At 66.8% G+C, this 25,347-nt stretch carries 22 protein-coding genes; 9 read left to right on the top strand and 13 right to left on the bottom strand.

From position 1 onward, the window contains the following. The first annotated feature begins 19 nt into the window (after nt 1-19). Complete coding sequence (locus ACGVWT_RS03975) at nt 20-1,792, top strand: copper resistance system multicopper oxidase (RefSeq protein ID WP_315461598.1); 1,773 nt, start codon at nt 20-22, stop codon at nt 1,790-1,792. After that, on the top strand, nt 1,789-2,940 hold the full coding sequence (locus tag ACGVWT_RS03970; protein ID WP_315461599.1) for a copper resistance protein B: 1,152 nt from the start codon (nt 1,789-1,791) through the stop codon (nt 2,938-2,940). The genes ACGVWT_RS03975 and ACGVWT_RS03970 overlap by 4 nt, the downstream gene beginning before the upstream one ends. On the opposite strand, the gene ACGVWT_RS03965 is transcribed toward ACGVWT_RS03970, so the two are convergent. After that, nucleotides 2,908-3,369 (bottom strand): MarR family transcriptional regulator, encoded by a 462-nt coding sequence (locus ACGVWT_RS03965; RefSeq protein ID WP_315461662.1) that lies wholly within the window; start codon nt 3,367-3,369, stop codon nt 2,908-2,910. The genes ACGVWT_RS03970 and ACGVWT_RS03965 overlap by 33 nt on opposite strands. Nucleotides 3,370-3,478: 109 nt before the next feature. Between ACGVWT_RS03965 and ACGVWT_RS03960 the strand changes: the two genes are divergently transcribed. The 7 genes from ACGVWT_RS03960 to ACGVWT_RS03930 all read left to right on the top strand — a co-directional run bounded on the left by ACGVWT_RS03960 (nt 3,479) and on the right by ACGVWT_RS03930 (nt 11,660). Beyond that, the gene (locus ACGVWT_RS03960) at nt 3,479-3,904 is read left to right on the top strand and encodes an organic hydroperoxide resistance protein (RefSeq protein WP_017979755.1); all 426 of its coding nucleotides are present in this window, start codon (nt 3,479-3,481) and stop codon (nt 3,902-3,904) included. Between the two features lie 166 nt (nt 3,905-4,070). Then, entirely contained in the window at nt 4,071-4,640 is a 570-nt protein-coding gene (locus ACGVWT_RS03955) for a type 1 glutamine amidotransferase domain-containing protein (protein WP_063686067.1), read from the top strand. Continuing rightward, nucleotides 4,637-5,404, top strand: coding sequence for an SDR family NAD(P)-dependent oxidoreductase (locus ACGVWT_RS03950; RefSeq protein ID WP_315461600.1), 768 nt, complete (start codon nt 4,637-4,639; stop codon nt 5,402-5,404). The genes ACGVWT_RS03955 and ACGVWT_RS03950 overlap by 4 nt, the downstream gene beginning before the upstream one ends. A 10-nt stretch (nt 5,405-5,414) precedes the next feature. After that, nucleotides 5,415-5,864, top strand: coding sequence for a peptide-methionine (R)-S-oxide reductase MsrB (msrB, locus tag ACGVWT_RS03945; protein WP_116461606.1), 450 nt, complete (start codon nt 5,415-5,417; stop codon nt 5,862-5,864). A 111-nt stretch (nt 5,865-5,975) separates the two neighbouring features. Then, entirely contained in the window at nt 5,976-8,726 is a 2,751-nt protein-coding gene (locus ACGVWT_RS03940) for a TonB-dependent receptor domain-containing protein (protein ID WP_315461601.1), read from the top strand. A gap of 34 nt (nt 8,727-8,760) precedes the next feature. Beyond that, nucleotides 8,761-10,569 (top strand): methyl-accepting chemotaxis protein, encoded by a 1,809-nt coding sequence (locus ACGVWT_RS03935; protein WP_315461602.1) that lies wholly within the window; start codon nt 8,761-8,763, stop codon nt 10,567-10,569. Nucleotides 10,570-10,595: 26 nt separating this feature from the next. Next, nucleotides 10,596-11,660 (top strand): DUF2332 family protein, encoded by a 1,065-nt coding sequence (locus tag ACGVWT_RS03930; RefSeq protein WP_315461603.1) that lies wholly within the window; start codon nt 10,596-10,598, stop codon nt 11,658-11,660. A gap of 72 nt (nt 11,661-11,732) precedes the next feature. Here ACGVWT_RS03930 and ACGVWT_RS03925 read toward each other — a convergent pair whose 3' ends face one another. From ACGVWT_RS03925 to ACGVWT_RS03870, 12 genes are all read right to left on the bottom strand, one after another. Further along, complete coding sequence (locus tag ACGVWT_RS03925; RefSeq protein WP_116461602.1) at nt 11,733-13,436, bottom strand: hypothetical protein; 1,704 nt, start codon at nt 13,434-13,436, stop codon at nt 11,733-11,735. 44 nt (nt 13,437-13,480) lie between these two features. Next, nucleotides 13,481-14,554: a chemotaxis response regulator protein-glutamate methylesterase gene (locus ACGVWT_RS03920; protein ID WP_017979763.1), complete on the bottom strand. Its 1,074-nt coding sequence runs from the start codon at nt 14,552-14,554 to the stop codon at nt 13,481-13,483. 1 nt (nt 14,555) lies between these two features. Then, nucleotides 14,556-15,404 (bottom strand): protein-glutamate O-methyltransferase CheR, encoded by an 849-nt coding sequence (locus tag ACGVWT_RS03915; RefSeq protein WP_315461604.1) that lies wholly within the window; start codon nt 15,402-15,404, stop codon nt 14,556-14,558. Between the two features lie 84 nt (nt 15,405-15,488). Next, nucleotides 15,489-15,623, bottom strand: a complete 135-nt coding sequence (locus ACGVWT_RS03910; protein ID WP_315461605.1) for a hypothetical protein — start codon at nt 15,621-15,623, stop codon at nt 15,489-15,491. Continuing rightward, entirely contained in the window at nt 15,620-17,551 is a 1,932-nt protein-coding gene (locus ACGVWT_RS03905; RefSeq protein WP_315461606.1) for a methyl-accepting chemotaxis protein, read from the bottom strand. The genes ACGVWT_RS03910 and ACGVWT_RS03905 overlap by 4 nt, the downstream gene beginning before the upstream one ends. Before the next feature lie 48 nt (nt 17,552-17,599). Beyond that, nucleotides 17,600-18,079 (bottom strand): chemotaxis protein CheW, encoded by a 480-nt coding sequence (locus ACGVWT_RS03900; RefSeq protein ID WP_116461601.1) that lies wholly within the window; start codon nt 18,077-18,079, stop codon nt 17,600-17,602. After that, entirely contained in the window at nt 18,076-20,151 is a 2,076-nt protein-coding gene (locus tag ACGVWT_RS03895; protein WP_315461607.1) for a methyl-accepting chemotaxis protein, read from the bottom strand. Before ACGVWT_RS03895 ends, ACGVWT_RS03900 begins: the two co-directional genes overlap by 4 nt. Before the next feature lie 120 nt (nt 20,152-20,271). Beyond that, nucleotides 20,272-22,086 (bottom strand): methyl-accepting chemotaxis protein, encoded by a 1,815-nt coding sequence (locus ACGVWT_RS03890; protein WP_315461608.1) that lies wholly within the window; start codon nt 22,084-22,086, stop codon nt 20,272-20,274. Nucleotides 22,087-22,109: 23 nt separating this feature from the next. Then, nucleotides 22,110-22,631, bottom strand: coding sequence for a chemotaxis protein CheW (locus ACGVWT_RS03885; RefSeq protein ID WP_315461609.1), 522 nt, complete (start codon nt 22,629-22,631; stop codon nt 22,110-22,112). Next, entirely contained in the window at nt 22,618-24,645 is a 2,028-nt protein-coding gene (locus ACGVWT_RS03880; RefSeq protein ID WP_315461610.1) for a chemotaxis protein CheA, read from the bottom strand. Before ACGVWT_RS03880 ends, ACGVWT_RS03885 begins: the two co-directional genes overlap by 14 nt. Further along, nucleotides 24,642-25,010 (bottom strand): response regulator, encoded by a 369-nt coding sequence (locus ACGVWT_RS03875; protein ID WP_017979769.1) that lies wholly within the window; start codon nt 25,008-25,010, stop codon nt 24,642-24,644. Before ACGVWT_RS03875 ends, ACGVWT_RS03880 begins: the two co-directional genes overlap by 4 nt. Further along, nucleotides 25,007-25,321: an STAS domain-containing protein gene (locus ACGVWT_RS03870; RefSeq protein WP_286165122.1), complete on the bottom strand. Its 315-nt coding sequence runs from the start codon at nt 25,319-25,321 to the stop codon at nt 25,007-25,009. Before ACGVWT_RS03870 ends, ACGVWT_RS03875 begins: the two co-directional genes overlap by 4 nt. Nucleotides 25,322-25,347 lie beyond the last annotated feature (26 nt).

Raw genomic sequence — 25,347 nt, 5'->3', positions numbered from 1 at the left:
TCCGCCAAAGGATGCCCGCTTGCCCCTGACGCGCCGCCATCTGTTGCAGGCTGCCCCGCTCGCCGCCGCCGTGCCGTGGCTCCCCGCCTGGGCGCAGCCCGTGTCCGCCGGTATCGCCGCACCGCTGCCGACGCTCACCGGCCCGGACGTCACGCTCCACGTCGCGCATCAGATGATGACGATCGACGGCAAACCGTCCCATGCGATCGGCATCAATGGCTCGGTGCCGGCACCGCTGTTGCGCTTCCGCGAAGGACAGGACGCGACGCTCACCGTCGTCAACGATCTGGACGAGGAGACCTCGATCCACTGGCACGGCCTGCTGCTGCCGTTCCAAATGGATGGCGTGCCCGGTATCAGCTTCCCCGGCATTCCGGCGCGCAGCCGCTTCACCTACCGCTTCCCGATCCGCCAGGCGGGCACCTATTGGTATCACAGCCATTCCGGCCTGCAGGAGCAGATGGGGCATTACGGCCCGATCGTCATCGATCCCGCCGGCCCCGACCCGATCGCGAGCGACCGCGAACATGTCATCGTCCTGTCCGACCACAGCCCACTGCACCCGCACGCCATCTTCCGCCGGCTGAAGCTGCAGGGCGGATACTTCAATTACCAGAAGCAGACGCTCGCCGGCCTGCTCGCGGGCAAGGACCAGCCACTCAAGGACCGTCTCGCCTGGGGCGCGATGCGGATGGACCCGACCGACGTGTCCGACGTGACTGGCAGCACCTACACCTATCTGATCAACGGCCATGGCCCGTCCGACAATTGGACCGCGCTATTCGCGGCCGGCGAGCGGGTGCGGCTGCGCATCGTCAACGCCTCGGCGATGACGAACTTCAACGTGCGGATTCCGGGCCTGACGCTGACGATCGTGCAGGCCGATGGCCTGAACGTCCGGCCCGTGACGGTCGACGAATTCCAGATCGCCGTCGCCGAAACCTATGACGTGATCGTGGAGCCGGAGGCGCAGGCCTATACGCTCGTGGCGGAAGCGTGGGACCGCTCCGGCATGGCGCGTGCCACACTCGCACCGAAGGTCGGCATGGTCGCGCCGGTGCCCGCGCTCCGTTCGCGTCCGCTCGCCACCATGGCGGACATGGGCATGGGCGACATGAGCCACATGGATGGCATGGCCGGTATGAGCGGCATGGACCACGCCGCCGCGCCCGCCGCCTGCCCACCCGAACATGCCGCCATGGGCCATTGCAAACCCGCAGGCCCTGCCGAGCCGATGCACCACAGCATGCGCGACTTCGCGAACACGCCCGGTCTGCCCAAGACTCCCGCCGTGCAGACGATCGCCCCCATGCCGATGGACCGCACCGGCGAACCGCCGCAGGGCCTGGTCGACGTCGGCCACCGGGTGCTCGTCTACCGCGATCTCGTTGCATTGGATCGCAATCCGGACGTTCGCGCGCCGTCGCGCCGGCTCACCATCCACCTCACCGGCAACATGGAACGCTATATGTGGGCGTTCGACGGGGTGAAGCTGAACGCCGTCACCGCGCCCATCCCCTTCCGCGCCGGCGAGCGCGTGCGGGTGACGCTCGTCAACGACACGATGATGGCGCATCCGATCCATCTGCACGGCCATTTCTTCGAACTGGTGACGGGTCATGGCGACCACGCGCCCCGCAAGCACACCGTCAACGTCGCCCCCGGCGGCACCGTCACCTTCGATCTGACCGCGGACGCGATCGGCGATTGGGCGTTCCACTGCCACCTGCTCTATCACATGCACGCCGGGATGATGCAGGTGGTCACGGTGCGCGCGGAAGATGCGGCATGAGGGCGACGCTGGCGATCCTCGCGCTGCTCCCCGCGCCGGCAATGGCGCAGATGCACCATATGGACGGCATGAGCATGCCCGGCATGACGATGCCCGCCGCGCCGAAGCCCGCCGCAAAGGCCAAACCGAAGCCCAAGACAAAGCCTAAACCCCCGGCTCGCTCGCCGATACGGCCGCAAAGCCATTCGCACGCCGGTTCGGATCACGTGATGTCCACGCCGGCGGCGCCCATCGCGACTGATCCAACCTGTCCGCCTGAACATGCGGCAATGGGCCATTGCACGCCTGCGTCAACCGCCGCTCCCGAGGCGGCGATGCCGGCGATGCCGCAAGACATGCCGATGCATGCGATGCCCGGCATGCACGCTATGCCAGCGGCGACCTCCACCAAAACCGGCACCGACTTGCCCGCCGGTAGCGCCCCGCCACCCCCGCCCCCGACCACCCGCGCCGCCGACCGGTTCTATGACCCCGCCGTCATGACTGTCGCCGATCGCACGATGCGCGCCGAACATGGCGGCATGCGGTTCTCGCAAATCCTGTTCAACCTTGCCGAAGCGCAGGTCCGCCGTGGCGGCGACGGCTACCGCTGGGACGGCGAAGGCTGGTTCGGCGGCGACATCGACCGTGTCGTGGTGAAGAGCGAAGGCGAAGGCACGTTCGGTCGATCGATCGAACAGGCCGAGGTGCAGGCACTCTACGCCCATGCCATTGGCCCCTATTTTAACCTGTTGGCCGGCGCCCGGCAGGATCTCGGGCCGAACGGCGGTCGCACGCATGCCGCGATCGGCGTAGAGGGTCCCGCGCCCTATTGGTTCGACGTCGAGGCCATGCTGTTCGCCTCCGACAAGGGCGTCCGCGCCCGCGGGTCGGCATGGTACGATCAGCGCCTGACCCAGCGCGCGATCCTGCAACCCCGCGTAGAGGTGAACCTTGCCGCACAGGACGAACCCGACGCCCGCGTCGGTGCCGGCCTGTCCAGCGTCGAGGCGGGCTTACGCCTCCGCTACGAAATCGCCCGCGAATTCGCGCCCTATGTCGGGATCAACTGGGAACGCCGCTACGGCGCCACCGCGCGCTATGCCCGCGCGGATGGCGAGGGCAGCGGCGGCATATCACTCGCGCTCGGCGTCCGCGGCTGGTTCTGACGCCAGCGCCCGCTGCAACCGCCGGACGTTCCGCGTCAGCGTCCGCAATTCGTCGATGCTGAGCCCGGTTTTCGTGAACACCGCCTCCGCCAGGCAGGTCGCCTCGCTGCGCAGCCCCTGCCCCGCCTCGGTCAACACCACGCGCACCTGCCGCTCGTCCTTCGTATCCCGCGCCCGCCGCACCAGCCCGCTCGCCTCCAGCCGCTTCACCAGTGGCGTGATCGTGCTCGATTCCAGCGACAGTCGTTCGGCGATCGCACCGATCGTCCGCCCGTCCTCTTCCCACAAGGCATGCAGCACCAGATATTGCGGATAGGTGATGCCGATCCGGTCGAGCATCGGCTTGTACACGCGCGTCATCGCGATCGACGCGCCGTACAGCGAGAAGCAGAGTTGCTCGTCCAGCGACAGCGGGTGGGACGGCGGCATGGTCATCGACGGGTCGTACACGCTTTTCCTCCCTTGCGGAACGCCACTGGACAAGTCATTATCGCGATATATATTGCCGCAACAATAGATTCATCAAGGAGCATGCATCATGTCGGTCGATGTCAAATACGCCACCCGCGCTACCGCCACCGGCGGCCGTGAAGGCAATGCCCGCAGCGAGGACGGCCGCTTCGAAGCCAAATTGTCGACGCCCAAGGAACTGGGCGGCGCAGGTGGCGACGGCACCAACCCCGAACAGCTGTTCGCGGCGGGCTATTCGGCCTGCTTCATCGGCGCGTTGAAGGCCGCCGGCCAGCAGCTGAAGGTGAAGGTGCCCGATGCCACCACCGTGACCGCGACCGTGGGTATCGGCCCGCGGGATGCTGGCGGTTTTGGCATCACCGCCGATCTGCTCGTCGACCTGCCTGGCCTGGAGCGCGATCAGGCGCAGCAGCTGGTCGATGCCGCGCATCAGATCTGCCCCTATTCGAATGCGACCCGCGGCAACGTCGACGTCGGCCTGACGCTCGCCTGATCCGCAACACGCGTAAAACCAACGGGGCGTTGCCGATCGCGGCAGCGCCCCTCCAGTCGTTTCGGGGGCGTCCGAGATTATCCCCTCCCCCACGCAACCGCCGCGAAAACCGATCGTTCGAGGGAGCCCCCTTTCCTAAGACTTTCCTGACCTTCGGAGACATTCCATGACCCTCGACGGCAAGACGATCGCCATCCTCATCGCCCCCCGCGGCACTGAGGAACCCGAATTCGCACAGCCCAAGGCCGCCGTTGAGCAGGCCGGCGGCAAGGTCGTCGTCATCAGCCTGGAGACGGGCGAGGCGCAGACGGTGAACAACGATCTCGACCCCGGCAAGACCTTCACCGTCGACAAGGCGATCGGCGACGTGTCCGCGGATCAGTTCGACGGCCTCGTCATCCCCGGCGGCAGCGTCGGTGCCGACAAGCTGCGCGCCTCGAAGGAGGTCGTCGCCTTCGTCCACGCCTTCTTCGAAGCCGGCAAGCCCGTCGCCGCAATCTGCCACGCGCCCTGGACCTTGGTCGAGGCGGACGTGGTAAAGGGCCGCACGCTCACGTCCTTCCCCAGCCTGCAGACCGACATCCGCAACGCGGGCGGCAATTGGGTCGATCAGGAGGTGGTCGTCGACAAGGGCCTCGTCACCAGCCGCAACCCCGACGACCTTCCTGCTTTCTGCGCGAAGCTGATCGAAGAAGTCGCCGAGGGTCGCCACGCCGAGCAGGCCGCGAGCGCGTGAACAGCAATCGGTTCGCCGGCAAGGTCGTCGTCATCACCGGTGCCGCCTCAGGCATCGGTGAGGGCGCGGCGCGGCGCTTTGCCGCGGAGGGCGCGCAACTCGTGCTCGGCGACAAGGACGCGGCGGGCCTCAAACGCCTTGCCGCGGAGTTGGGCGACGCGGTCGAGACGCTGGAAATCGATGTCAGTCGCATGGCCGATTGCGAGGCGCTGATCGACCTTGCTGTCAGCCGCTTCGACGGCATCGACGTGCTGGTCAACGATGCCGGCGTCGACCATCTCGGCAAGATCGACGAGGGCGATTTCGGCGCCTTTGCCAAGGTGATCGAAACCGACCTGTACGGCGTCGTCCAGATGAGCCGCGCCGCGATAACGCATCTGCGGACGGCCAAGGGTTGCATCGTCAACATCTCGTCGGTGTCGGGCCTCGGCGGTGACTGGAACCATAGCTTCTATTGCGCGGCCAAGGGTGCGGTCACCAACTTCACCCGCGCATTGGCGTTGGACGAGGCGAAGGCCGGCGTGCGCGTCAATGCGGTCAACCCGTCGCTCACCTATACCGCGTTGACCGAAGGGATGAAGGAACAGCCCGACCTCATCGCCAGGTTCGAAGAGCGCATCCCGATCGGCCGCGGCGCGGAGCCTGCCGACATCGCCGGCGCCATCGCCTTTTTGGCGAGCGAAGATGCGCACTATATTACCGGTGTGAACCTGCCCGTCGACGGCGGCCTGTCGGCCTCCAACGGACAGCCGCCGCTTAGCTAAGGAGCCGATCATGGCCGATTACCGCAAGACCGACGAAGCGATCGCGAAGCTGACGCCCGAACAATATTATGTGACGCAGGAAAGCGGCACGGAACGCCCCGGGACAGGCGAATATCTCGGCAACAAGGCCGCGGGCATCTACGTCGATATCGTCTCGGGCGAACCGCTGTTCGCCTCGACCGACAAATATGAATCGCATTGCGGCTGGCCGAGCTTCACCAAGCCGATCGAGCCCGCCAATGTCGAGGAACTGCACGATCGCAGCCACGGCATGGTGCGCACCGAAGTGCGTTCCAAGCATGGCGACAGCCACCTGGGCCATGTCTTCCCCGACGGTCCGCGCGATCGCGGCGGCCTGCGTTATTGCATCAATTCCGCTTCGCTGCGCTTCGTGCCGCGTGATGCGATGGAGGCGGAAGGGTATGGCGCCTATCTGGATCAGGTCGAAGATATCGGCTGATCTGCTCCATGTCGTGAAGATCACGCGTTAAATTCCGCACGGTTAACGCCTCTTTATCCCCTTTCCGGCCAAGGCTTCGGCAAGGGAATGGATCAAAGAGGGGCATAATCGATGCGGAAGTGGGTATATCTGGCAGCGGCGGCGTCGTGCGTGGGCGCCGTCGCGCCAGCCGGCGCGCAGGGCCTGCGCGGCGTGGTACCGTCGGGTAAGCAAGCCGAAGCCGAAAAGGCCCGCGCCGAAGCCGAATCGAAAAATACTGCCGATATCGTTGTTACCGCCACGCGCCGCTCGCAGCGCCTGTCGAACGTGCCGATCGCCGTCAGTGCCTACAGCACCGCAGCGCTCCAGAATTCGGGCGCGACCGATATCCGCCAGATGGCGCAGCTGGCGCCGTCGCTGATCGTCTCGTCCACCGGATCGGAAGCGAATGCGACCGCCCGCCTGCGCGGCATCGGCACGGTGGGCGACAACCCCGGCCTCGAAAGCTCGGTCGCGGTGTTCATCGACGGCGTCTATCGCAGCCGCACCGGCTCCGGCCTCAACGATTTGGGCGAAGTCGAGCGTATCGAAGTGCTGCGCGGGCCGCAGGGTACGCTGTCGGGCCGCAACTCGTCGGCGGGTGCGATCAGCATCTACACGAAGTATCCCGAATTCAAGTTCGGCGGCTATGGCGAAGCGAGCTACGGCAATTACGACGCCGTCCGCCTCGCCGGCGCGCTGACCGGCCCGATCATCGCCGACAAGCTCGCCTTCCGCATCGACGGCGTCTACGGCAAGCGCGACGGCTTCCTGCACGACGTCGTCAACAACACCGACTTCAACAACCGCAACCGCTATTTCGTCCGCGGCCAGCTGTTCTGGAAGCCGTCGTCCGACTTCTCGGTCCGCCTGATCGGCGATTACACGCATCGCGACGAAAAGTGCTGCGGCGCCGTCTATATCGACACGCGCGAAAAGTTCGACCCGACGCCGGGCGCGCCGGGCGACTTCTCGATCGCATCGCAGAACCGCATCGTCTCGATCCTGCAGAGCCTGGGCGGCGTGCTGCCCAGCATGGGCAATCCCTACAATCGCCAGATCGCCCAGACCAAGGGCCAGGCCTATTCGAACGTCACCACCGACGGCGGCGTATCGGCGCGCATCGGCTGGACGTTGGGCAGCGTGCAGCTCATCTCGATCAGCGCCTATCGCGAATATAAGGCGGGCGGCGCGGGCGACATGGATTACGGCAACGTCGACATCGTCTACCGCCCGAACGACGGCAACGCCTATCGCCAGTTCAAGACGTTCACGCAGGAAACCCGCCTCAGCGGCGGCCTGTTCGGCAACCGGCTCGACTGGCTGGTCGGTGGCTATTACGCGCATGAGGACCTCGACGTCGTCGACAACCTGCGCTTCGGCTCGCAATATGGCGCCTTCGCCGCATGCCGTGCCGTCGCGACGGTGAACCCGGCCGCCGCGCTCCGCGATCCGACGGCAAGCGGCTGCCTCAGCGCCGCCGGCCGCGCCGTGCTGACCCCCGCGGTCGGCCAGGCGGTGATCAGCGGCATCGATCGCCTCAGCACCGTCAACAACGTCGGCAGCATCCGCGACGTCTATCACCAGACGAGCAGCAACTACGCCTTCTTCACGCACAACATCTTCAAGATCACCGACACGCTCAGCATCACCGGCGGCCTGCGCTACACCAACGAGCACAAGCGCCTGGATGCGAGCTTCAACAACAACAACACCGTCTGCCCGGCGCAGCAGGCCGCACTCAGCCCCCTGCTCGCCAGTGCGGCGGTGCCCGCAGCGCTCAAGCCACTGATCGGCGGCATCATCACGCTGACCTGCACCGGCAATTCGACGTCGGCGCTGACCGGCGTGCCGATCAAGGACAAGATCGCCGAGGGCCAGTTCACCGGCACCGGGGTCGTGTCGTGGAAGCCCGCACCCAGCACCTTGCTGTATGCGTCCTACGCGCGCGGCTACAAGGCGGGCGGCTACAACCTCGACAAGTCGGACCTGTCGGGCACCGTCTTCGCCACGCCGACCGCGGCAGCCGCATCGAACCTGCGCTTCGATCCCGAGACGGTGCAGGCGTTCGAAATCGGCATCAAATATGCGACGCCCAAATTTACCGCGAACCTCGCGGGCTTCCGTTCGGCGTTCAAGAACTTCCAGCTGAACACCTTCAACGGCACCAACTATATCGTCCAGAATATCGGGTCGTGCAGCACCGGCCTGAACGGTGCCGATCGTGACAATTCCTCGACCACCGGCGCCTGCACGGGCAAGGTGCGCTCGGGCGTCATCACGCAGGGCTTCGAACTGGAGGCCGGCGCCTATCCGACCGAGGATCTGACCTTCAACCTCGGCTACACCTATGCGCACACGCAATATCGCAACAACCTCGTCGGCAGCGATGCGGGCGAGGCGCTGAACGCCGCGCTGTTCCTGCTGCCCGGGGCGCAGATGTCGAACGCGCCCCGCCACACCGTCACCAGCTCGGCGTCGTGGACGCCGCCGATCGGCGACAACGGCATGCACGCGTTGTTCTACGTCGATAGCCGCCTGACCAGCGACTATAACACCGGCTCCGACCTGTTCCTGGAAAAGCGCCAGGACGGCTTCTTCCTGGTCAACGCGCGCATCGGCATCCGCGGCCGCGACCAGCGCTGGGCAGTGGAATTCTGGGGGCAGAACGTCCTCAACACCAACTACCAGCAGGTCGCCTTCGCCGCCCCCTTCCAGGGTGCGGGCAGCGCGTCGCAGGTCGCCGCCTTCGGCTCGCCGGACTTTGCGACCGGCAATGCGATCTTCTCGTCGTACCTCGCCGAACCGCGTACCTATGGCGTGACGCTGCGCTCGCGCTTCTGATCGCCTTTCCACTGATCCGGGACCCGTGGACATTATGAAGATACCGCGCAAGCTGGGCCTGTCGTTCCTCACCATCATCGCGACCGCAGCGGTTGTGATGATGGTGTTCTTCGGCACGATCATGCTGATCAGGCAGTCGACGGAACGCAACAACGTCGCCCAGAACATCTATGCCAAGGCGTTGACGCTGGAAACGGCGATCCTGCGCCAGAACAGCCAGTTCCGGGGCTTTCTGGTGACGGGCGACGTCACCTACCTCAAATCGTACGAGGAAGCGCGCAAGGAGTTCGACGGGACCGCCGCTGAACTGGACACGCTGCTGACCGATCCGGTCAAGCTGCGCCAGCTCAACACCGCCCGTCGCGAAACGCTGAAATGGCGACGCAACTGGGGCGACCGGCTGATCGGCTGGGTCAAGGCCGGGCGCCGCGACGAAGCGCAGCAGGCGGTGCGGGACGCGGGCCCTGCGGTGCTGGTCAGCAAGATCGCACTTCCGCTGCGCGATCTGCGGGCCGCAGAAACGCAGGACATCGATTCCGCCGCCGCCAGCCAGGAAAAGGCGATCCTGACCGCACTGATCGCGCTTGCCATCGGCGGCATCGCGCTGATTGGCGTGGCGATCACGTTGTCCGTCCTGCTCAGCCGCCAGATCGCGCGGCCGATCACGCTGCTGACCGATGCGATGGCGCAACTGGCCAGCGGACGGCATGACATCGTGGTTGAAGCGGACCGCAACGACGAACTGGGCGACATGGCGCGCGCGGTCGCCGTGTTCCGCGACACCGCCGCGGCCAAGGTGGCCGACGATGCCGACCGCGAGGCGGCGATGACCGCGATCGGCGGCGGCCTGCATCGCCTGTCGGACGCGGACCTCACGGTGCGCATCGCCGACGTGCCGCAGGCATTCCGCCTGCTATCGGACGATTTCAACACCGCCACCGCCAGCCTGTCGCGCGTGCTGGGCGAGGTGCGCGGCAGCGTGCAGTCGATCAAGCACAATTCGGGCGAGATCAATCAGGCCGCACTCGACCTCGCGCAACGGACCGAACAGGAAGCGGCCGCCTTGCAGGAATCGGCCGCGGCCCTCGACGAGGTGACGAAGTCGATCCGCGACGGCGCGGGCGCGGCGATCGGCGCCAGCTCCGCGATGGCACAGGCGCGAACGGAGGCCGAACGCGGCGGCACGATCGTGCGTCAGGCGATCGATGCGATGCACGGCATCGAACAGGCCAGCAACGAAATCGCCGCGATCATCAGCCTGATCGACGGCATCGCCTTCCAGACCAACCTGCTGGCGCTCAATGCCGGCGTCGAGGCGGCACGCGCGGGTGAAGCCGGTAAGGGCTTCGCCGTCGTCGCCTCCGAAGTCCGTGCGCTCGCCCAGCGCTCGGCCGACGCCGCGACCGAGGTGAAGACGAAGGTGACGTCCGCCTCCACCCACATTCGCGCCGGCGTCGACCTGGTCGACCAGACCGGACAGGCATTGTCGCGGATCATCGACAGCGTTGGTGCGGTCAGCGGATCGATCGATTCAATCGCGCAATCGTCCGATCATCAGGCCAAAAGCCTGGGCCAGATCAACGTTGCGATCGGCGAGATGGACCAGATGACGCAGGAAAATGCCGCGATGGTCGAACAGACCTCTGCCGCGGCGCGCCAGCTGGTGGCCGAAGCGCAGCAGCTTGCCGCATCGGTCGCGACCTTCGAGATCGACGGTCAGGCCCCCGCCCCTGCGGCTGCCGATTACCGGCCGGCCCGATCCCGCCCCGCCGCCGCGGCACCGCGTCCGGCCCCCATTCCCGCGCCGCGCCGCGTCGCGAATGGTGACTGGGACACGTTTTGATCGCAATGGCCGTGCGCCCCGGGTCCATGCACGGGGCGCCCTTCCCCGATACGAACGGTGACTGCGATACGGGGCCGCTCGCCCGCCAAGCGATGGCCGTCCGCGAGATGGGATCGCCGTTCGTCGCCGCCGTGCTCGCAGCAGGAGAGCGTCAGCTCTCCCGCGCGCCGCGCACCGCGGCATTGATCGCCGATTGGCCGCGCGATGTCGCCGCCGACGCGCTGGCGATGCGGTTCAACGCCGCGCTGCATGCGCTGGCGCGAGCGGGCCACGACACGGCACTCAGCGACTTGTACCGGCGGCTGGACGGCGATTTCGACTCCGTGATCGGCGCGGCGATGCACGCCGCCGATGCGCATATCGCCGAATGGATGCGCACGCCGCCGCAGACTAACGAAGTCGGGCGCACCGCCGCGATCATGGCGGCATTGATGACGCTGCGCAGCCAGTTCGACATGCCGTGCGAACTGCGCGAACTCGGCGCCAGCGCCGGGCTGAACCTCAACCTCGATCGCTATGCCTATGATCTGGGCGGCCATGCCGCCGGCGATCCGGCGTCATCCGTCCGGGTCGCGCCCGCGTGGCACGGCGCCGCGCCCGTCATCCGTCCTATCACCGTGGCGTCCGCGCGGGGTGTCGATCTAAGCCCCCTAGACGTGGCTGATGCCGCCGCCTGCGAGCGGCTGATGGCCTTTATCTGGGCGGACGAGCCCGACCGCGCCGAACGCCTGGCGCAGGCGCTGCGCATCGCGCGTGCGCACCCGCCCGTCGTGGAGACGGGCGACATCACCCGGTGGCTGCCAGAGATGCTTGCCGCACCGCAGGCCGCCGGCATCTGCCGCACGATCGTCCATTCGATGGCGCTGCAATATCTGGATGCCACCGGCCATGCCGCCGTGGAGCGGGCCTTTGCCGAGGCGGGCGCGCGGGCCGATGCCGATCGCCCGCTGGCCCGCATCGGGTTCGAATGGACCGAGGCGCGCGACGCGGTCCATCTGCGCCTCACGACCTGGCCCGACGGGAAGACCCGTCACCTTGCCACCTGCCACGCGTATGGGGCGTGGATCGACTGGCACGACACGGGGGCCTGACGGCCCCTTTTCTATAGCCAGGCTCTATAACGAGCGCCCCGTGCCGCCGTCGCGGACACGGGGCGCGGCCCTTCAGAACAATCCGTCGTCGTCGTCATCGTCCGCGACGGCCGCAGCGGCCGGCGCCGGCGCGAGGTGCGCGGGCAGATAGGCGGCGTGTACTTCGCGCTCTTGTGCCATCGTGTACAGCGCGGCGATGCGCGGCAGCACGTCGGCAAGAATCGCCGTCGCCGCATCCGACGGATCGGTCATCGCAGGCATCACGCCGAGCACGAGCGCCGCGTCGCGCATCTTGCCCCCCAGCGCCATTTCCGCGCCGATCTCATCGCCGACCGAGGCCAGCATCTCGATGATCTGGCGCGCATCGTCGCCGCCGACGCGTACCGCGCCCTCTGTCCGCTGACACCCCTCGCGGATCACCGCGAGCGCATCGGACAGCTTGCTGCCCAGATCGCGATCGTCCGCCGCCGCGCGCTTTTCGACGAGCGTTGCGTTCACCGCGGCCAGCTCGTCGAGCGGCTGGCGGATCCCGCCCATCGCCTTGCCCAGCGACTGGGCATGGACGTCCACCTCGCCCGCGACGACCGATACCGCCTTGCCGAGGTCGCCGTGCCGGCGGCACAGCAGTCGCGTATTGGTGGCGATGTCCTGCACGTCGAACTGCACGCGCTGCAACAGCGCCAGCCGCCCCGTCAGCTCGGACACCGTCTCGCCGATCATGCCCAGCATCGCGGTCGACCGCCGGTCGGCATCTTGCAGCTGCGCGGTGATCGATGCGACCTCGCCCACCGCCTTGTCGATCTCGACCAGGAAGGGCCGGCCGTTGCTGCCCGTGTCGTTGTCGATCAGGCCCAGCAGCGCGGTCGTGTCGGGGCTCAGCGCCCGCAGCGCATCGACCAGCAGGCGCGTGTCGCGGTCGAAATCGACCGCGCTCGCCTCCAGCTGCGCCGCGAGCATCGGATGGATGACCGCACAGACCTCCATGCGCACCATAGGATCGATGGACGGGCCTACGACCTCCAGGATCTGCAACGCGGACACGACATGCTCCAGGCGCTGGCGCGTGCTGTCGCCGACCTGCAACGCGCCCAGCATCGTCGCGACGCGCCCCTGCACCGTGCGGGCGATCGACGCCACCTGCTGCGCCATCGTGGCGGTCGTGCCCAGATGCGCGTGCAGCGCGGTGGCGTGACGCACCAGATTTTCCGGCACCGCGGGGACGACGTGCCGCGCTTCCTTGGTGACCAGGCGCCCTGCCTGCTGCACCGCGCTGACGCTGTCCTTCAGGTCCTTCAGCTTGGCGAGGAAGCCCTCCAGATGCTCTTCGCCCGCCGCGAGCCGATGTCCCATGCTGTCGACGAACCCAACGAAAGCGGGCTCGCCCGATGCCGCGATCTTGATATTCAGGCCGTAAATATGGAGCACGCGCAGCGCCTGTCGCATCTCCATGATGTGATCGCGCAACATCCGCGCCGCGCCGCTCACCCGCACCATGTCGGTGTCGCGCTCCTGCTGCACCACCGGCAGGTTGGCGAGATCGGCCGCGACCTCCTTCAGGTTGGTCACCGCGATACCCGCGACGCTTTCATCGAGCGCGCCGGTGACGCCATCGATCGCAGTGATGATCCGATCGATCGTTTCTATGGCCCTTGCGAGCGTCGTCCCAGCGCGTACGAAATGCGCATCCATACCCGCCGCCATCAGCGCCAGCGTTCGTTGCAGATCGCCGACGCTCTGGTCCAAGGCGTGATCGGCCGTGATGGAGGTGTGCAGCATGGCCTATCCTTTGCGGGCGAGAAGAAAATGCGGGACGCGCGCGCTCATCGCGCCGTCGCCTGGAGCAGTTCGCGGGCGATATTGCCCAATGGTATGACCTTGTCGGCGGCGTTGCGGGCGATGGCTTCCTTGGGCATGCCAAACACGACGGAGGTTGCTTCGTCCTGAGCGAAAGTTCGCGCTCCCGCCTGCTTCATTTCCAGCAAACCGCGCGCGCCGTCGTCGCCCATGCCGGTCATGATGATGCCGACCGCATTGGACCCCGCATTGCGCGCGGCCGAGCGGAACAGCACGTCGACGGACGGGCGGTGGCGCGACACGAGGGGCCCTTCCTTGACCGACACGACGTAGCGCGCGCCCTGCCGTTCGAGCAGCGTATGGCGCAGGCCGCCCGGCGCGATCAGCACGTGGCCGCGCATCACCGTGTCGCCGTCCTCCGCCTCCTTGACGTCGACCTGGCACAGGCCGTTGAGCCGCTTGGCAAAGGCGCGCGTAAAGCTTTCGGGCATGTGCTGGACGATGACGATGCCGGGCGAATTGGCCGGCAGCGCCTCCAGCACCTCGCGCAGCGCCTCGGTGCCCCCTGTGGACGCACCGATGCACACCACCATCTCCGTCGTCCGGCTCATCGCGCGGCCGGTGGGGGGCGGCAGTACCGCATCGGCCGTCAGCTTCTGCGCCGGCGACGCCGCCCGCGCCTGGCGTCGCGCGCCGAGCCGCGCCTTGGCCGCGCCCTTCACCGTCTCGCGGATCATCAGCTTGGCTTCGGTGAGATGCTCGGCAACGCCCATGCGCGGCTTCAGGATGACGTCGACCGCCCCGGCTTCCAAAGCCTGCAGCAGCGTTTCCGACCCCTCCTCGACCAGCGAGGAGCACATGACGACCGGAATCGGGCGCTGGCTCATCAGCTTGCGCAGGAAGGTGACGCCATCCATCCGCGGCATTTCGACGTCCAGCGTGATGACGTCGGGAACCTCTTCCTGGATGTAGCGGGCGGCGGCGAAGGGATCGGCGGCGGCGGCGATCACCTGGATGTCGGGATCCTCGCCGAGGATCGCGGTCATGGCCTGGCGGACGCTGGCGCTGTCGTCGATGATGAGGACGCGGACGGGTTTCATATCAGCAGCGCTCGAATACGGTGTAGGACACGGTCTTCACGGGCAGATCCATGCCCGCAATCGATTCCGAATGGCCCAGGAACAGATAGCCGCCGGGGCGCAGGCAGTCGCACAGGCGACGGACCACCGCTTCCTGCGTCGGCTTGTCGAAGTAGATGAGCACGTTGCGGCAGAAGATGATGTCCATCGGTTCGCCGACGGGATAATGCGTGTCCATCAGGTTCAGTCGCGCGAAGCCGATCGCGGACCGCAGTTCGGGCGCGATCCGCACCTTGCCCGCCCGCCGGTCGGTCGAGGCGGCGACGTAGCGCTGACGCATCACCGACGGCACCGGATCGACCTGATCCGCGGGATAGATGCCGCGCCGCGCGGTCTCCAGCACCTCAGTATCGATATCGGTGGCGAGGATGCCATATTCCATGCGGTTCGCCTCGGCGAAGCGATCCATCACCATCGCCATCGTATAGGGCTCCGCCCCCGTCGAACAGGCTGCGCTCCACGTACGAATCCGGCGCCGGCCCTGCTTCAGCATGGTCGGCAGCACGGTGCCCGACAGAAAGTCGAAATGGCCGGGTTCACGAAAGAAATCGGTCTTGTTGGTCGTCACCGCATTGATCAGATGATCGATCTCGCCATTCGCGGTTGGATCGGCGAGCAGCAGGTCGCAATAGTCGTTGAGCGACGCCGTTCCCGTGTCGCGGACGCGGCGCCGCAGCCGCCCCTCCAGCATCGTCGCCTTGGTGCGCGGCATCTTGATGCCCGTTTCGTCGTAGATCAGCGCGGAAAGCCGGGCGAACCGGTCGGCGCTGAGGTGATCAAGTCCGGGTTGAACGGGAACAGCAGAAGCCATGGTCAAATGTCCATCGACCGGAACGGAGATATCCGATGGTCGTGAGAGAGAGGGAGCGGGTCGGGCACCGAGGACGTGACGATGTCATCCGGTGCCCGATCCCTGCCGCGCGACGATCAGGCCGCGGCGGCGAATGGGGGGAACGGTGATAGGGTCGCCTGAGACGAGCGGGCCGATGTCGATGGCCGGCACAACTGGCCGGGTTGCGCCATCGCTCATGCGGCCGCCCCGAAGTCGGCGTCGTCGTCGTCCGGACCGCCCCGTGACAGATCGAGCGCGAAGCCGCGTACGCGCGCCGTCTGGTCCCGGATCGAATTGACCGCGGGGCGCGCGACCTTCTTGACCGTCGTCGTCGCGGCCTTGCGGTTCGGTGCGGGCGCGCGCTTGGCCGGTGCGGGACGTGACGCCCCTGCCCCGGCGTCGCTGACACGGAAGAAGGCGATGCCGTGCTGCAATTCCTCCGCCTGCCCCGACAGCCCGTCGGCGGTCGACGCAATCTGTTCGGATGCGCTGGCATTCTGCTGCGTCACCTGGTCGAGCTGCTGGATCGCCTGGTTGATCTGGCTCGCCCCGATATCCTGCTCGCGGCAGGCAGCGCTGATTTCGGACACCAGTTCCGCGGTACGACGGATGTCGGGCACCAGCCGGCCAAGCATGTCGCCCGCATCGGCGGCAGCCTTCACCGTATCCGCCGACACCGAGCTGATTTCGGCGGCGGCAGTCTGGCTGCGCTCGGCGAGCTTGCGCACTTCGGAGGCGACGACGGCAAAGCCGCGGCCATGTTCGCCCGCGCGCGCCGCCTCCACCGCGGCGTTCAGCGCGAGCAGGTCGGTCTGGCGCGCGATTTCCTGCACGATGCCGATCTTGTCCGCGATCGTGCGCATTGCGCCCACTGCGCGCTCGACCGCGACACCGCTCGCTTCGGCATCCTTTGACGACTGGCGGGCGATCTTTTCGGTCTGCGCCGCATTGTCGGCGTTCTGTTTGATGTTGGCGGCCATTTCCTCCATCGCGGCAGAGGCTTCCTCGGCGGCGGCGGCCTGCTCGGTCGCACCCTGCGACACCTGTTCCGACGATGCGGAGAGCTGGTGGCTCCCGCTCGCGACCAGATCGGACGCCACCGTCACGTTGCGCGCGAACTGCGTCAAATTGTCCACCAGCGTGTTCACCGCATCCTTCATGCGCTGATGATCGCCGTCGCAGTCGATCTCGACATGCTGGGTCAGATCGCCTTTCGCGACCAGCGCCAGGACGCGATTGCCTTCGCCGATCGGCAGCAGGATCGCATCCAGCATTCCGTTGATGCCGCCCACCAGCGTCCCGAAGTCGCCACGGAACCGCGCGACGTCGCCGCGCTCGCCCAGCCGGCCCTCGGTCGACGCCAGGATCAGGCGCTGGATTTCGGCGATGATCGCGCGGAAGTTGCCGCGCAATTCCTCGATCGTATCGTTGATGAAGGCCTTTTTGCCCGGGAAGCGCTGCAATTCCGCGTCGAAATTGCCTTCGCCGAACTGCTTGATACAGGCCATCGCTGTCTTCTTCACCGCGATATGGCCGGCGACCATGTCGTTGATCCCGCGCGCCATCGTCGCGAAATCGCCGTGGAACTTCTCGGTCGGAACGAAGACGTCGATATCGCCGGCGTCATGCTCGGCAGACATGCGGTTCATCTCGGCGATCAGACCTTTGAGGTTGCCCCGCAGCGTTTCGATCGTGTCGTTGATGAAGGCCTTCTTGCCCGGGAAACGGTCCAGCGGAGCTTCGAAATCGCCTTCACGCAACGACTTCACGCAGGCCATCGCCTTTTTCTTCACCGTGATATGGCCGGCAACGGTGCGATTGACCGAACGGGCGATCGCGGCGAGATCACCGCGGAACCCGTCGACCGGCACGACGACGTCGATATCGCCCGCGTCATGCTCGCGGCCCATGTCCTCCATCTCGGTACGCAACCGCACGACCGGGCCGAGCGCAACGTCGAGCAGCGCGTTGACGGCGACCAGCAGGTCGCGCGCCTCGTCGGTGGCGGCATCTTCGCGAGCGCGCAGCGTCAGGTCGCCCTCGGCCAGCCGCTGCGTCAGCGCACGGATTTCCATCGCGGCCGTCTCGGGCCGCGAAGACTTCTTCAACTGCGACATGAAGGACATGGGTGTTCTCCTCTCGATATTTCGTTTGTGAGCAGAATTGCCGCAGAGTCAGGCCGCGGCGGCGAGCGCGGTGGCGTCGATGTCGTCGCCGGAGAAGATCTCGGCGACGTTGATGACGACGACGAAGCCTTCGGGTTCGCGCACGACGCCCTCGATGTAATCGGAGCGCCAGCGCATGCCGATATCGGGTGCCGCTTCCAGCCGCCCTTCGGCGAAGGTGGTGACCGCGAGCACGCGGTCGACCACCAGGCCCAGCGACACGGTGCGGTCGGCTAGCGGCACGTCGACGATCAGCACCCGCGTCGACAGCGTCGGTTCCGCAGGCGTGAGGCCCAGGCGCGCGCGCAGATCGACCGTCGGCACCCCCTGCCCGCGCACGTCGGTCAGCCCGAGCAGCCAGCCGGGTCCATTGGGGACCCGAAAGGCGGGGGCATAGTCGAGGATTTCGCGGACCAGCGTCACCGATACCGCGAACACCTCGTCACCCAGGCCGAAGGTAACGGCCTGCATCATATTGGTATCACTCATGCTGCCTCTCCAAATTCCATGTCTTCGCTGTCCGGGCCGCCCTGTGTCAGGTCGAGGGCAAAGCCGCGGGCGCGAGCCTGCTGATCGGTAATCGAGTTGCCCTTGGGGCGCGGCGCGGGCGCCGCTTTCTTGGCCGGCGCCGCCTTGCGGGCCGGGGCGGCCTTGCGCTGCGCGGTGGCAGCGCGGGCGATCGGCGCGGTGCGATCCTCGACCCGGAAGAAGGCGATGCTCTGCTGCAGTTCCTCGGCCTGAGCCGCCAGCTCTTCCGAGGTGGACGAGATCTGCTCGGATGCGCCGGCATTCTGCTGCGTCACCTGATCGAGCTGCTGGATCGCCTGGTTGATCTGGCTCGCCCCGATGTCCTGCTCACGGCAGGCGGCGCTGATTTCCGACACCAGTTCCGCGGTGCGGCGGATATCCGGGACCAGCTTGCCCAGCATCTCGCCCGCATCGGCGGCGGCGCTCACCGTCTCCGACGAAACCGAGCTGATTTCGGCCGCCGCGGTCTGGCTGCGCTCGGCGAGCTTGCGCACTTCCGATGCGACCACCGCGAAGCCCTTGCCATGTTCGCCGGCTCGCGCCGCCTCGACCGCCGCGTTCAGCGCAAGCAGGTCGGTCTGGCGCGCGATTTCCTGCACGATGCCGATCTTTTCGGCGATCGTGCGCATCGCGCCGACTGCGGCATTGACGGCGACGCCGCTTGCCTCGGCATCCATCGAGGACTGGCGCGCGATCTTTTCGGTCTGCGCCGCATTGTCGGCGTTCTGTTTGATGTTGGCCGCCATCTGCTCCATCGATGCAGAGGCTTCTTCGGCCGCCGCGGCCTGTTCGGTCGCGCCCTGCGACACCTGGTCCGACGACGCGGACAGCTGCTGGCTGCCGCTGGCGACATTGTCTGCCGCCGCCGATGCGTCGCCGACGACGCTGCGCAGACGTTCCACCATGTCGACCAAGGCGACGCCCAGCGTGTCCTTATCCGACAGCGGCTGATGTTCGACGGTCAGGTCGCCCTTGGCGATCGTTTCCGCAAGCGACGCCGACTTGCGCAGGTTCTGTACCATCGTGGCGAAGGCGAGGCCCAGCGTATCCTTGTCCGACAGCGGCTGGGCATCCGCGGAGAGGTCGCCGCGCGCGATCGTTTCGGCCAGCGTCGCGGACGTGCGCAGGTTCGTCACCATGCTGACCATCGCATGCCCCAGCGTGTCCTTGTCGGACAGCGGACGGTGATCGATCGTCAGGTCGCCCTTGGCGATGGTTTCGGCGACCGTCGCGGTCGCGCTGAGGTTGGACACCATCTTGTTGAGTGCCTGGAGCAGCTCGCCGACCTCGTCGTTCGACGTGATCGTGGCCGTGGCGGAGACGTCGCCTTCCGCGACCGCGCCGGCGAGAGCGGTTGCCTCGCCCAGGCTGCGCTTGATCGCGCGGGTCACGACCATCGCCACCGCCGTCGCCACACCGATCGTCAGCAGCGTCACCAGGACCATCATCAGCGTCAGCAGATCGGACTGTTTCACGCCCGCCGCGCGCAGATCGGCCGCCGCCTTCAGCTGGAAATCCGATAGTTGCGAGATCTTCGACGTCGTCGGATCGATCGCGGGATATAATTCTTCGGTCGCGAACCGGTTCAGCGCCGCGCTGTCGTTACGCGCGATGATGCCGCGCAGCTCCTGAACCGCACGATCGGACGCCAGCATCGACGTCTTCACCGCATCGGCGATCATGTTCTCGTTCGCGTCGCGTTCGGTGTTCAGATAGGCCGACCATTGCTGGGCGATCTGCTGCTTGGCCTGGTCGATGTTCGACAGCGCCTCGGTACCGCTGAGCTTGCCGGCACGCAGCTTGTGCGTGGTGTCGACGATGTTCACCGCATAGGCATCGGAGACCGCCTTCAATTCCTGTAACGGCACGACGCGGTCGTCGTAGATGCTGGTCATCGCGTCGGTCAGCGCCGACATGCCATAATATCCGCCGCCCCCGACGATGGATCCGATGGCGACCAGCGACACCACCTGCGTAGTCAGTACCTTTGTTCCGATCGATCGGAATTTTCCAGTTGCGGCGTTGTTCAGCATCGCAATTTCCCTTTTATTGTCGTGCTAGAAGAATGACCGGACCGGTTCCGGCCGCCTGCCGGTGACCGCACATCGCGCAAACGAGGCGGATCACGTCAGGCGGCCGGATTGCCCTTTGGCTTACGCCGCCTGACCGAAGTCGGCGTCTTCGCTGTCCGGCCCGCCATGGGTCAGATCGAGGGCGAAGCCGCGGGCGCGGGCTTGCTGGTCGGCGACCGAGTTGGCCTTGGGACGGGCCGCAGGGGCCGCCTTCTTGGCCGGCGCCGCCTTGCGGGCCGGGGCGGCCTTGCGCTGCGCGGTGGCGGCGCGGGCGACCGGCGAAGCGCGATCCTCGACCCGGAAGAAGGCGATGCTCTGCTGCAGCTCTTCGGCCTGGGCCGCCAGCTCTTCCGAGGTGGACGAGATCTGCTCGGACGCACCGGCATTCTGCTGCGTCACCTGATCGAGCTGCTGGATCGCCTGGTTGATCTGGCTCGCCCCGATGTCCTGCTCGCGGCAGGCGGCGCTGATTTCGGACACCAGTTCCGCGGTGCGGCGGATATCCGGGACGAGCTTGCCCAGCATCTCGCCTGCGTCGGCCGCAGCCTTGACCGTTTCGGTCGACACCGAGCTGATTTCGGCCGCCGCCGTCTGGCTACGCTCGGCGAGCTTGCGCACTTCCGATGCGACCACCGCGAAGCCCTTGCCATGCTCGCCGGCGCGGGCTGCTTCCACGGCCGCGTTGAGAGCGAGCAGATCGGTCTGGCGCGCGATTTCCTGCACGATGCCGATCTTGTCCGCGATCGTGCGCATCGCGCCCACCGCACGGTCGACCGCCACGCCGCTCGCTTCGGCGTCCTTCGACGACTGGCGCGCGATCTTTTCGGTCTGCGCCGCATTGTCGGCGTTCTGCTTGATGTTGGCCGCCATCTGCTCCATCGACGCCGAGGCTTCTTCGGCCGCCGCGGCCTGTTCGGTCGCACCCTGCGAGACCTGTTCCGACGAGGCCGACAGCTGCTGGCTGCCCGCCGCGACGTTATCCGCCGCCGCCGAGGCATCGCCCACGACGTTGCGCAGACGCTCGATCATCGACTTCAGGGCGTGACCCAGCGTGTCCTTGTCCGACAGCGGCTCGTGCTCGACGGTCAGGTTGCCGCCGGCGATTTCGGTGGCGAGGTCGGCGCTCTTGCGCAGGCTGGCGGTCATGCCGTTGACGGTGTTGACCAGGTCCTTGATTTCGTCGTTGGTGTTGACCTTAACCTCCTGGTCGAGGTCGCCGATCGCCACCGCGTCCAGCGCAACGCCGATCCGCTTCAGGCCACCCGACACGATCATCGAAATCCACAGCGCGCCGGCGACCGCGATCAGCACGGCCATCGCGGCGACGCCGAGCAGCACGTTGCGGGCATTCGTGTAATTGGCCGACGTATCGTCGCGGGCCTTGTCCATCGCCTGCTTGTTGAACGCAATCACACGGTCGATGTTGTCGGACATGGCCGACGCGATCGGGCGCGATTTGGTGATCGACATTTCCCCCGCTTCAGCGTTCTTGTTGACGTTCGCCAGATCGCGGATTTGCCGGTTGATCGGCTTGTAGTCATCCCAGGACTTTTGGACGGCGAGCCAAAGGGGCTTGGTGTCGGCCGATGCCTGATCCGTCGCGTCGTCGATCAGCTTGTCTTCGAGCGTGATCTTGGGTTCCATCGCCTGCTCGAACTGCGCGGTCAGCCCGTTATCGGTGGTCAGCGCCATATTTTTTTCGAGGCGCACGATTTCGTTGATCGTCACCTGCACGCGCAGCGCGCGCTCCTGCTTGGCAGCCGGGCCGCTGATGACGCCCGCGATATTGGCGTTCATGTCGCCCATCTTGCTCATGCCGATGCCGACGACGAGCAGCAGCATCGTGACGACCACGCCGAACGTGACCCCCAATTTCATTTTGATCGTAGCACGCATGTAAATATTCCCCCCCGTTGGGATCAGTGGATGGAGCGCGCCGCGGCGTCGCCGTGCGCAAGGTTCAGGAAAATCGCTTCAAGATCGGGCAGCACGACGATGTCGTCGCCCTCGTGCCGGATCAGTGCGCGCACCAGATCCCGGCGCCAGCGCAGGCCCACGACGGGTGCATCCTCGCTGGTGTTCGCGTGGAACGTCGCGACCTCATGTACCTTGTCGGTACGCAGGCCGATCAACGTCGCCTCCCCATCGAGATCGAGTTCGATCACGACGATGCGGCTGTCGAGCGTCGCGCCGGTAACGGGCATGCCGAAGGCGAGACGCAGGTCGGCGAGCGGAATGATCCGCCCACGGAAGTTGAGGACATGCGCGACCAGCGGTGGCGCCCCCGGCACCGTGGTTTCGGGCATCATGTCCAGGATCTCGCGGACCAGCACCGCCTCGAGCGCGAAGCTCTGGCCGCCGAGATCGAACACCAGCACTTCGAGCTGGCCGTCAGCGGTCCATGGTATGGCCGTGGATCGGCGCGATTCATCCGGCTGCACGCAGGCTCTCCTCTTGTGGTTGGCCCGCGGCGACGAGCTGGGCGATGTCGAGGATCAACGCGACCTCGCCATCCCCGAGGATCGTCGCGCCGGCGAAGGTGGATACGCCGCGATGCAGCGGCGACATGGGCTTGATGACGGTCTGGTGGTTGCCGATGATCTGGTCGACGACCAGCCCGACGCGGCCCTGCCCCGTCGCGACCACGACGATCTTCTGATAGGGATCGGGCTTCGTACCGCTGGCGAACAGTTCGCGCAGGCGCAGGAACGGCACCAGCTTTTCGCGCAGCGTGATGAGGCTGCGACCGCGATGGCGCATATCGTCCTCGAGGCTCAGCTCCAGGCATTCCTCGACCGCGGTCAGCGGAATGACGTAGCGGCTGGCGCCGACGCGGACGAGCAGGCCGTCGATGATGGCGAGCGTCAGCGGGATGCGAAGGCTGATCGTCGATCCCTGACCGTCGACCGACTGGATGTCGATCGTGCCGCGCAGCCCCTCGATCGTGCGCTTCACCACGTCCATGCCGACGCCGCGGCCCGACAGGTTGGTGATCTGCGCCGCGGTCGAGAAGCCGGGCGCGAAGATCAGCTGCAACAGCTCCTGGTCGGACAGCGCCTGATCGGGCTGGATCAGGCCGTTCGCCTCCGCCTTGGCGCGGACGCGGGCGCGATCGATGCCGCGGCCGTCGTCGCGGATGGTGATCACCACCTCGCCGCCGCTCTGGTGCGCGCCGAGGCGAACGGTGCCCGCCTCCGGCTTGCCAGCGGCGACACGCTGCTCGGCATTCTCTAGGCCATGGTCACAGCTGTTGCGGACCAGGTGGACCATCGGATCGAACAGGCGCTCGATCACGGTCTTGTCGACTTCGGTCGCCTCGCCCTCGGTGACCAGCACGATGGTCTTGCCGGTGTCGCGTGCCAGATCGTGGATCAGGCGGCGGAAGCGGCCGAACAGGCTGGCGACCGGCACCATGCGCAGCACCATCATCGTGTCGCGCAATTCGCCGGCCAGCCGCTCGATCTCTTCGGAAACGGAGCGGAGAACGAGGTCGTGGCCATGATGCGCAAGCTGCGACAGGCGGCTTTGCGCGATGACCAGCTCCCCGACGCGATCCATTAGCGAATCCAGCCGTGCGGCGGGGACGCGGACGCTTTCATCGGCCTTTGCAGGCGCGCGCGCGGTGGCCGTGTCGTTCGCGGCGGCGACCGGCGCCGCCGGCGCGGCGGACGGCGCGGCGACTGCGGCCACCGCTGCTGGCACCGCATCCTCCGTCGCGATCGATTCCGCCTCTGCCTCCGCCGCGATCGGCGTGACCGTCAGCTCCATGTCGTCCATCACGAAGATGAAGACATCGTCGATCGCGTCGCGGCTGACGTCGCCCACCAGCGTGACGTCCCAGCCGATGTGGCAGTGCGTCGGCGTCAGCTGCGGCAGCGGCGGCACCTGATCGGTCAGCGCGACGACGGTGCAGCTGCCAAGCTCGCGCAATTCGTCGAGCAGCATCAGCGGGTTGGTGCCATTCGCCATCGAATCGGGCGGCAGGCGGAAGCGGATGTTCCAGCCGGCGGCCTGTGCGACGGCGGCGGTTGCCGGAGCGGGCGCCGACGGGGCGGCATCCTTCGCGGGAGCCGCGGCACCGCCGGAGGCGGCGTCCACCGCCTCCTGCAGCGACGCCAGGATCGCGGCGCCTTCGCTTTCGGAGGCATTGCCCTCCACCAGCCCGCGCATATGGTCCTGTGCCGACAGGATCACCCCGACCAGCGCGGGCGTCGCGGGCACCTGGCCCTTGCGCACGCGGTCGAAGGCGGTTTCGCAATGGTGGGTGAAGGCGGCGAGCGCGTCGAAGCCGAACATCGCGCCCGAGCCCTTCAACGTGTGCAGACCGCGGAACACCGCATTGACGAGGTCCATGTCGTCCAGCCGGTGGGTGAGATCGAGCAGCCCCTGTTCGACCTGGTCGAGCAGTTCGCCCGCCTCCACGCGAAAGGCTGCGATCGGATCGTCGGCGCTCACTGCCCCAGCACCTTGCGGGCGACCTTCACCAGCTGGTCGGGCACGAACGGCTTGACCAGCCATCCGGTGGCGCCGGCCGCCTTGGCCTGGTTCTTCATCTCCGGGTCGGATTCAGTGGTCAGGAAGATGATCGGCACACCCGCCTGCGACGGGTTCTTGCGGATTTCCTTGATCATCGTCAGCCCATCCATGTTGGGCATGTTGAGATCGGTGACGATCATGTCGAAGCGGGTCGCATTGGCCTTCGTCAGGCCATCGACGCCATCGGATGCTTCGGTGACGGTATAGCCCGCGCCGGTCAGCGCGATGCGGATCGCCATGCGCAGGCTGGCGGAATCGTCGACGGCAAGAATGGAAGCGCTCATTGTGGCAGGTCTCCGTGGAACCAGAAATCGAGGTCGTCGGGCGTCATCGCGTCGATGAAGCCGGCCCGGTCGAGCAGGGCCGCGAGCGGACCGGCGGCCGGCGCCGACAGGCGGACGCTGCCGCCACCGACGCGCGCCTGCGCACGGGCGCTTTCGACAAGCTGCAAAAGGCTGAGATCGGGTGCCGCGACCTGCGACAGGTCGAGTGTCAGCGGGCCTTCCCCTCCCTGCTGGCACTGCCCGATCGTCAGGGCGAAGTCGTGTATCGACGCCATCGTCAACGACGATGGCGCAGTCGGGATGCTAGTCATGTTGGTGCCCCCCTTGGCTGATTAGG

It is taken from the genome of Sphingomonas sp. S6 (assembly GCF_043498045.1).
GTDB lineage: Bacteria > Pseudomonadota > Alphaproteobacteria > Sphingomonadales > Sphingomonadaceae > Sphingomonas.
This window is presented reverse-complemented; position numbering and strand designations above follow the sequence as displayed.

Bases quoted from the DNA above. Each gene is read 5' to 3' on its own strand.
- ACGVWT_RS03970 (WP_315461599.1), top strand. From the start codon at position 1,789: ATGAGGGCGACGCTGGCGATCCTCGCGCTGCTCCCCGCGCCGGCAATG.
- ACGVWT_RS03955 (WP_063686067.1), top strand. From the start codon at position 4,071: ATGACCCTCGACGGCAAGACGATCGCCATCCTCATCGCCCCCCGCGGC.
- ACGVWT_RS03965 (WP_315461662.1), bottom strand. From the start codon at position 3,369: ATGCCGCCGTCCCACCCGCTGTCGCTGGACGAGCAACTCTGCTTCTCG.
- ACGVWT_RS03875 (WP_017979769.1), bottom strand. From the start codon at position 25,010: ATGAGCGCTTCCATTCTTGCCGTCGACGATTCCGCCAGCCTGCGCATG.
- ACGVWT_RS03920 (WP_017979763.1), bottom strand. From the start codon at position 14,554: ATGAAACCCGTCCGCGTCCTCATCATCGACGACAGCGCCAGCGTCCGC.
- ACGVWT_RS03960 (WP_017979755.1), top strand. From the start codon at position 3,479: ATGTCGGTCGATGTCAAATACGCCACCCGCGCTACCGCCACCGGCGGC.
- ACGVWT_RS03910 (WP_315461605.1), bottom strand. From the start codon at position 15,623: ATGAGCGATGGCGCAACCCGGCCAGTTGTGCCGGCCATCGACATCGGC.
- ACGVWT_RS03930 (WP_315461603.1), top strand. From the start codon at position 10,596: ATGCACGGGGCGCCCTTCCCCGATACGAACGGTGACTGCGATACGGGG.
- ACGVWT_RS03895 (WP_315461607.1), bottom strand. From the start codon at position 20,151: ATGCTGAACAACGCCGCAACTGGAAAATTCCGATCGATCGGAACAAAG.
- ACGVWT_RS03925 (WP_116461602.1), bottom strand. From the start codon at position 13,436: ATGCTGCACACCTCCATCACGGCCGATCACGCCTTGGACCAGAGCGTC.
- ACGVWT_RS03905 (WP_315461606.1), bottom strand. From the start codon at position 17,551: ATGTCCTTCATGTCGCAGTTGAAGAAGTCTTCGCGGCCCGAGACGGCC.
- ACGVWT_RS03870 (WP_286165122.1), bottom strand. From the start codon at position 25,321: ATGACTAGCATCCCGACTGCGCCATCGTCGTTGACGATGGCGTCGATA.
- ACGVWT_RS03935 (WP_315461602.1), top strand. From the start codon at position 8,761: ATGAAGATACCGCGCAAGCTGGGCCTGTCGTTCCTCACCATCATCGCG.
- ACGVWT_RS03915 (WP_315461604.1), bottom strand. From the start codon at position 15,404: ATGGCTTCTGCTGTTCCCGTTCAACCCGGACTTGATCACCTCAGCGCC.
- ACGVWT_RS03890 (WP_315461608.1), bottom strand. From the start codon at position 22,086: ATGCGTGCTACGATCAAAATGAAATTGGGGGTCACGTTCGGCGTGGTC.
- ACGVWT_RS03900 (WP_116461601.1), bottom strand. From the start codon at position 18,079: ATGAGTGATACCAATATGATGCAGGCCGTTACCTTCGGCCTGGGTGAC.
- msrB (WP_116461606.1), top strand. From the start codon at position 5,415: ATGGCCGATTACCGCAAGACCGACGAAGCGATCGCGAAGCTGACGCCC.
- ACGVWT_RS03940 (WP_315461601.1), top strand. From the start codon at position 5,976: ATGCGGAAGTGGGTATATCTGGCAGCGGCGGCGTCGTGCGTGGGCGCC.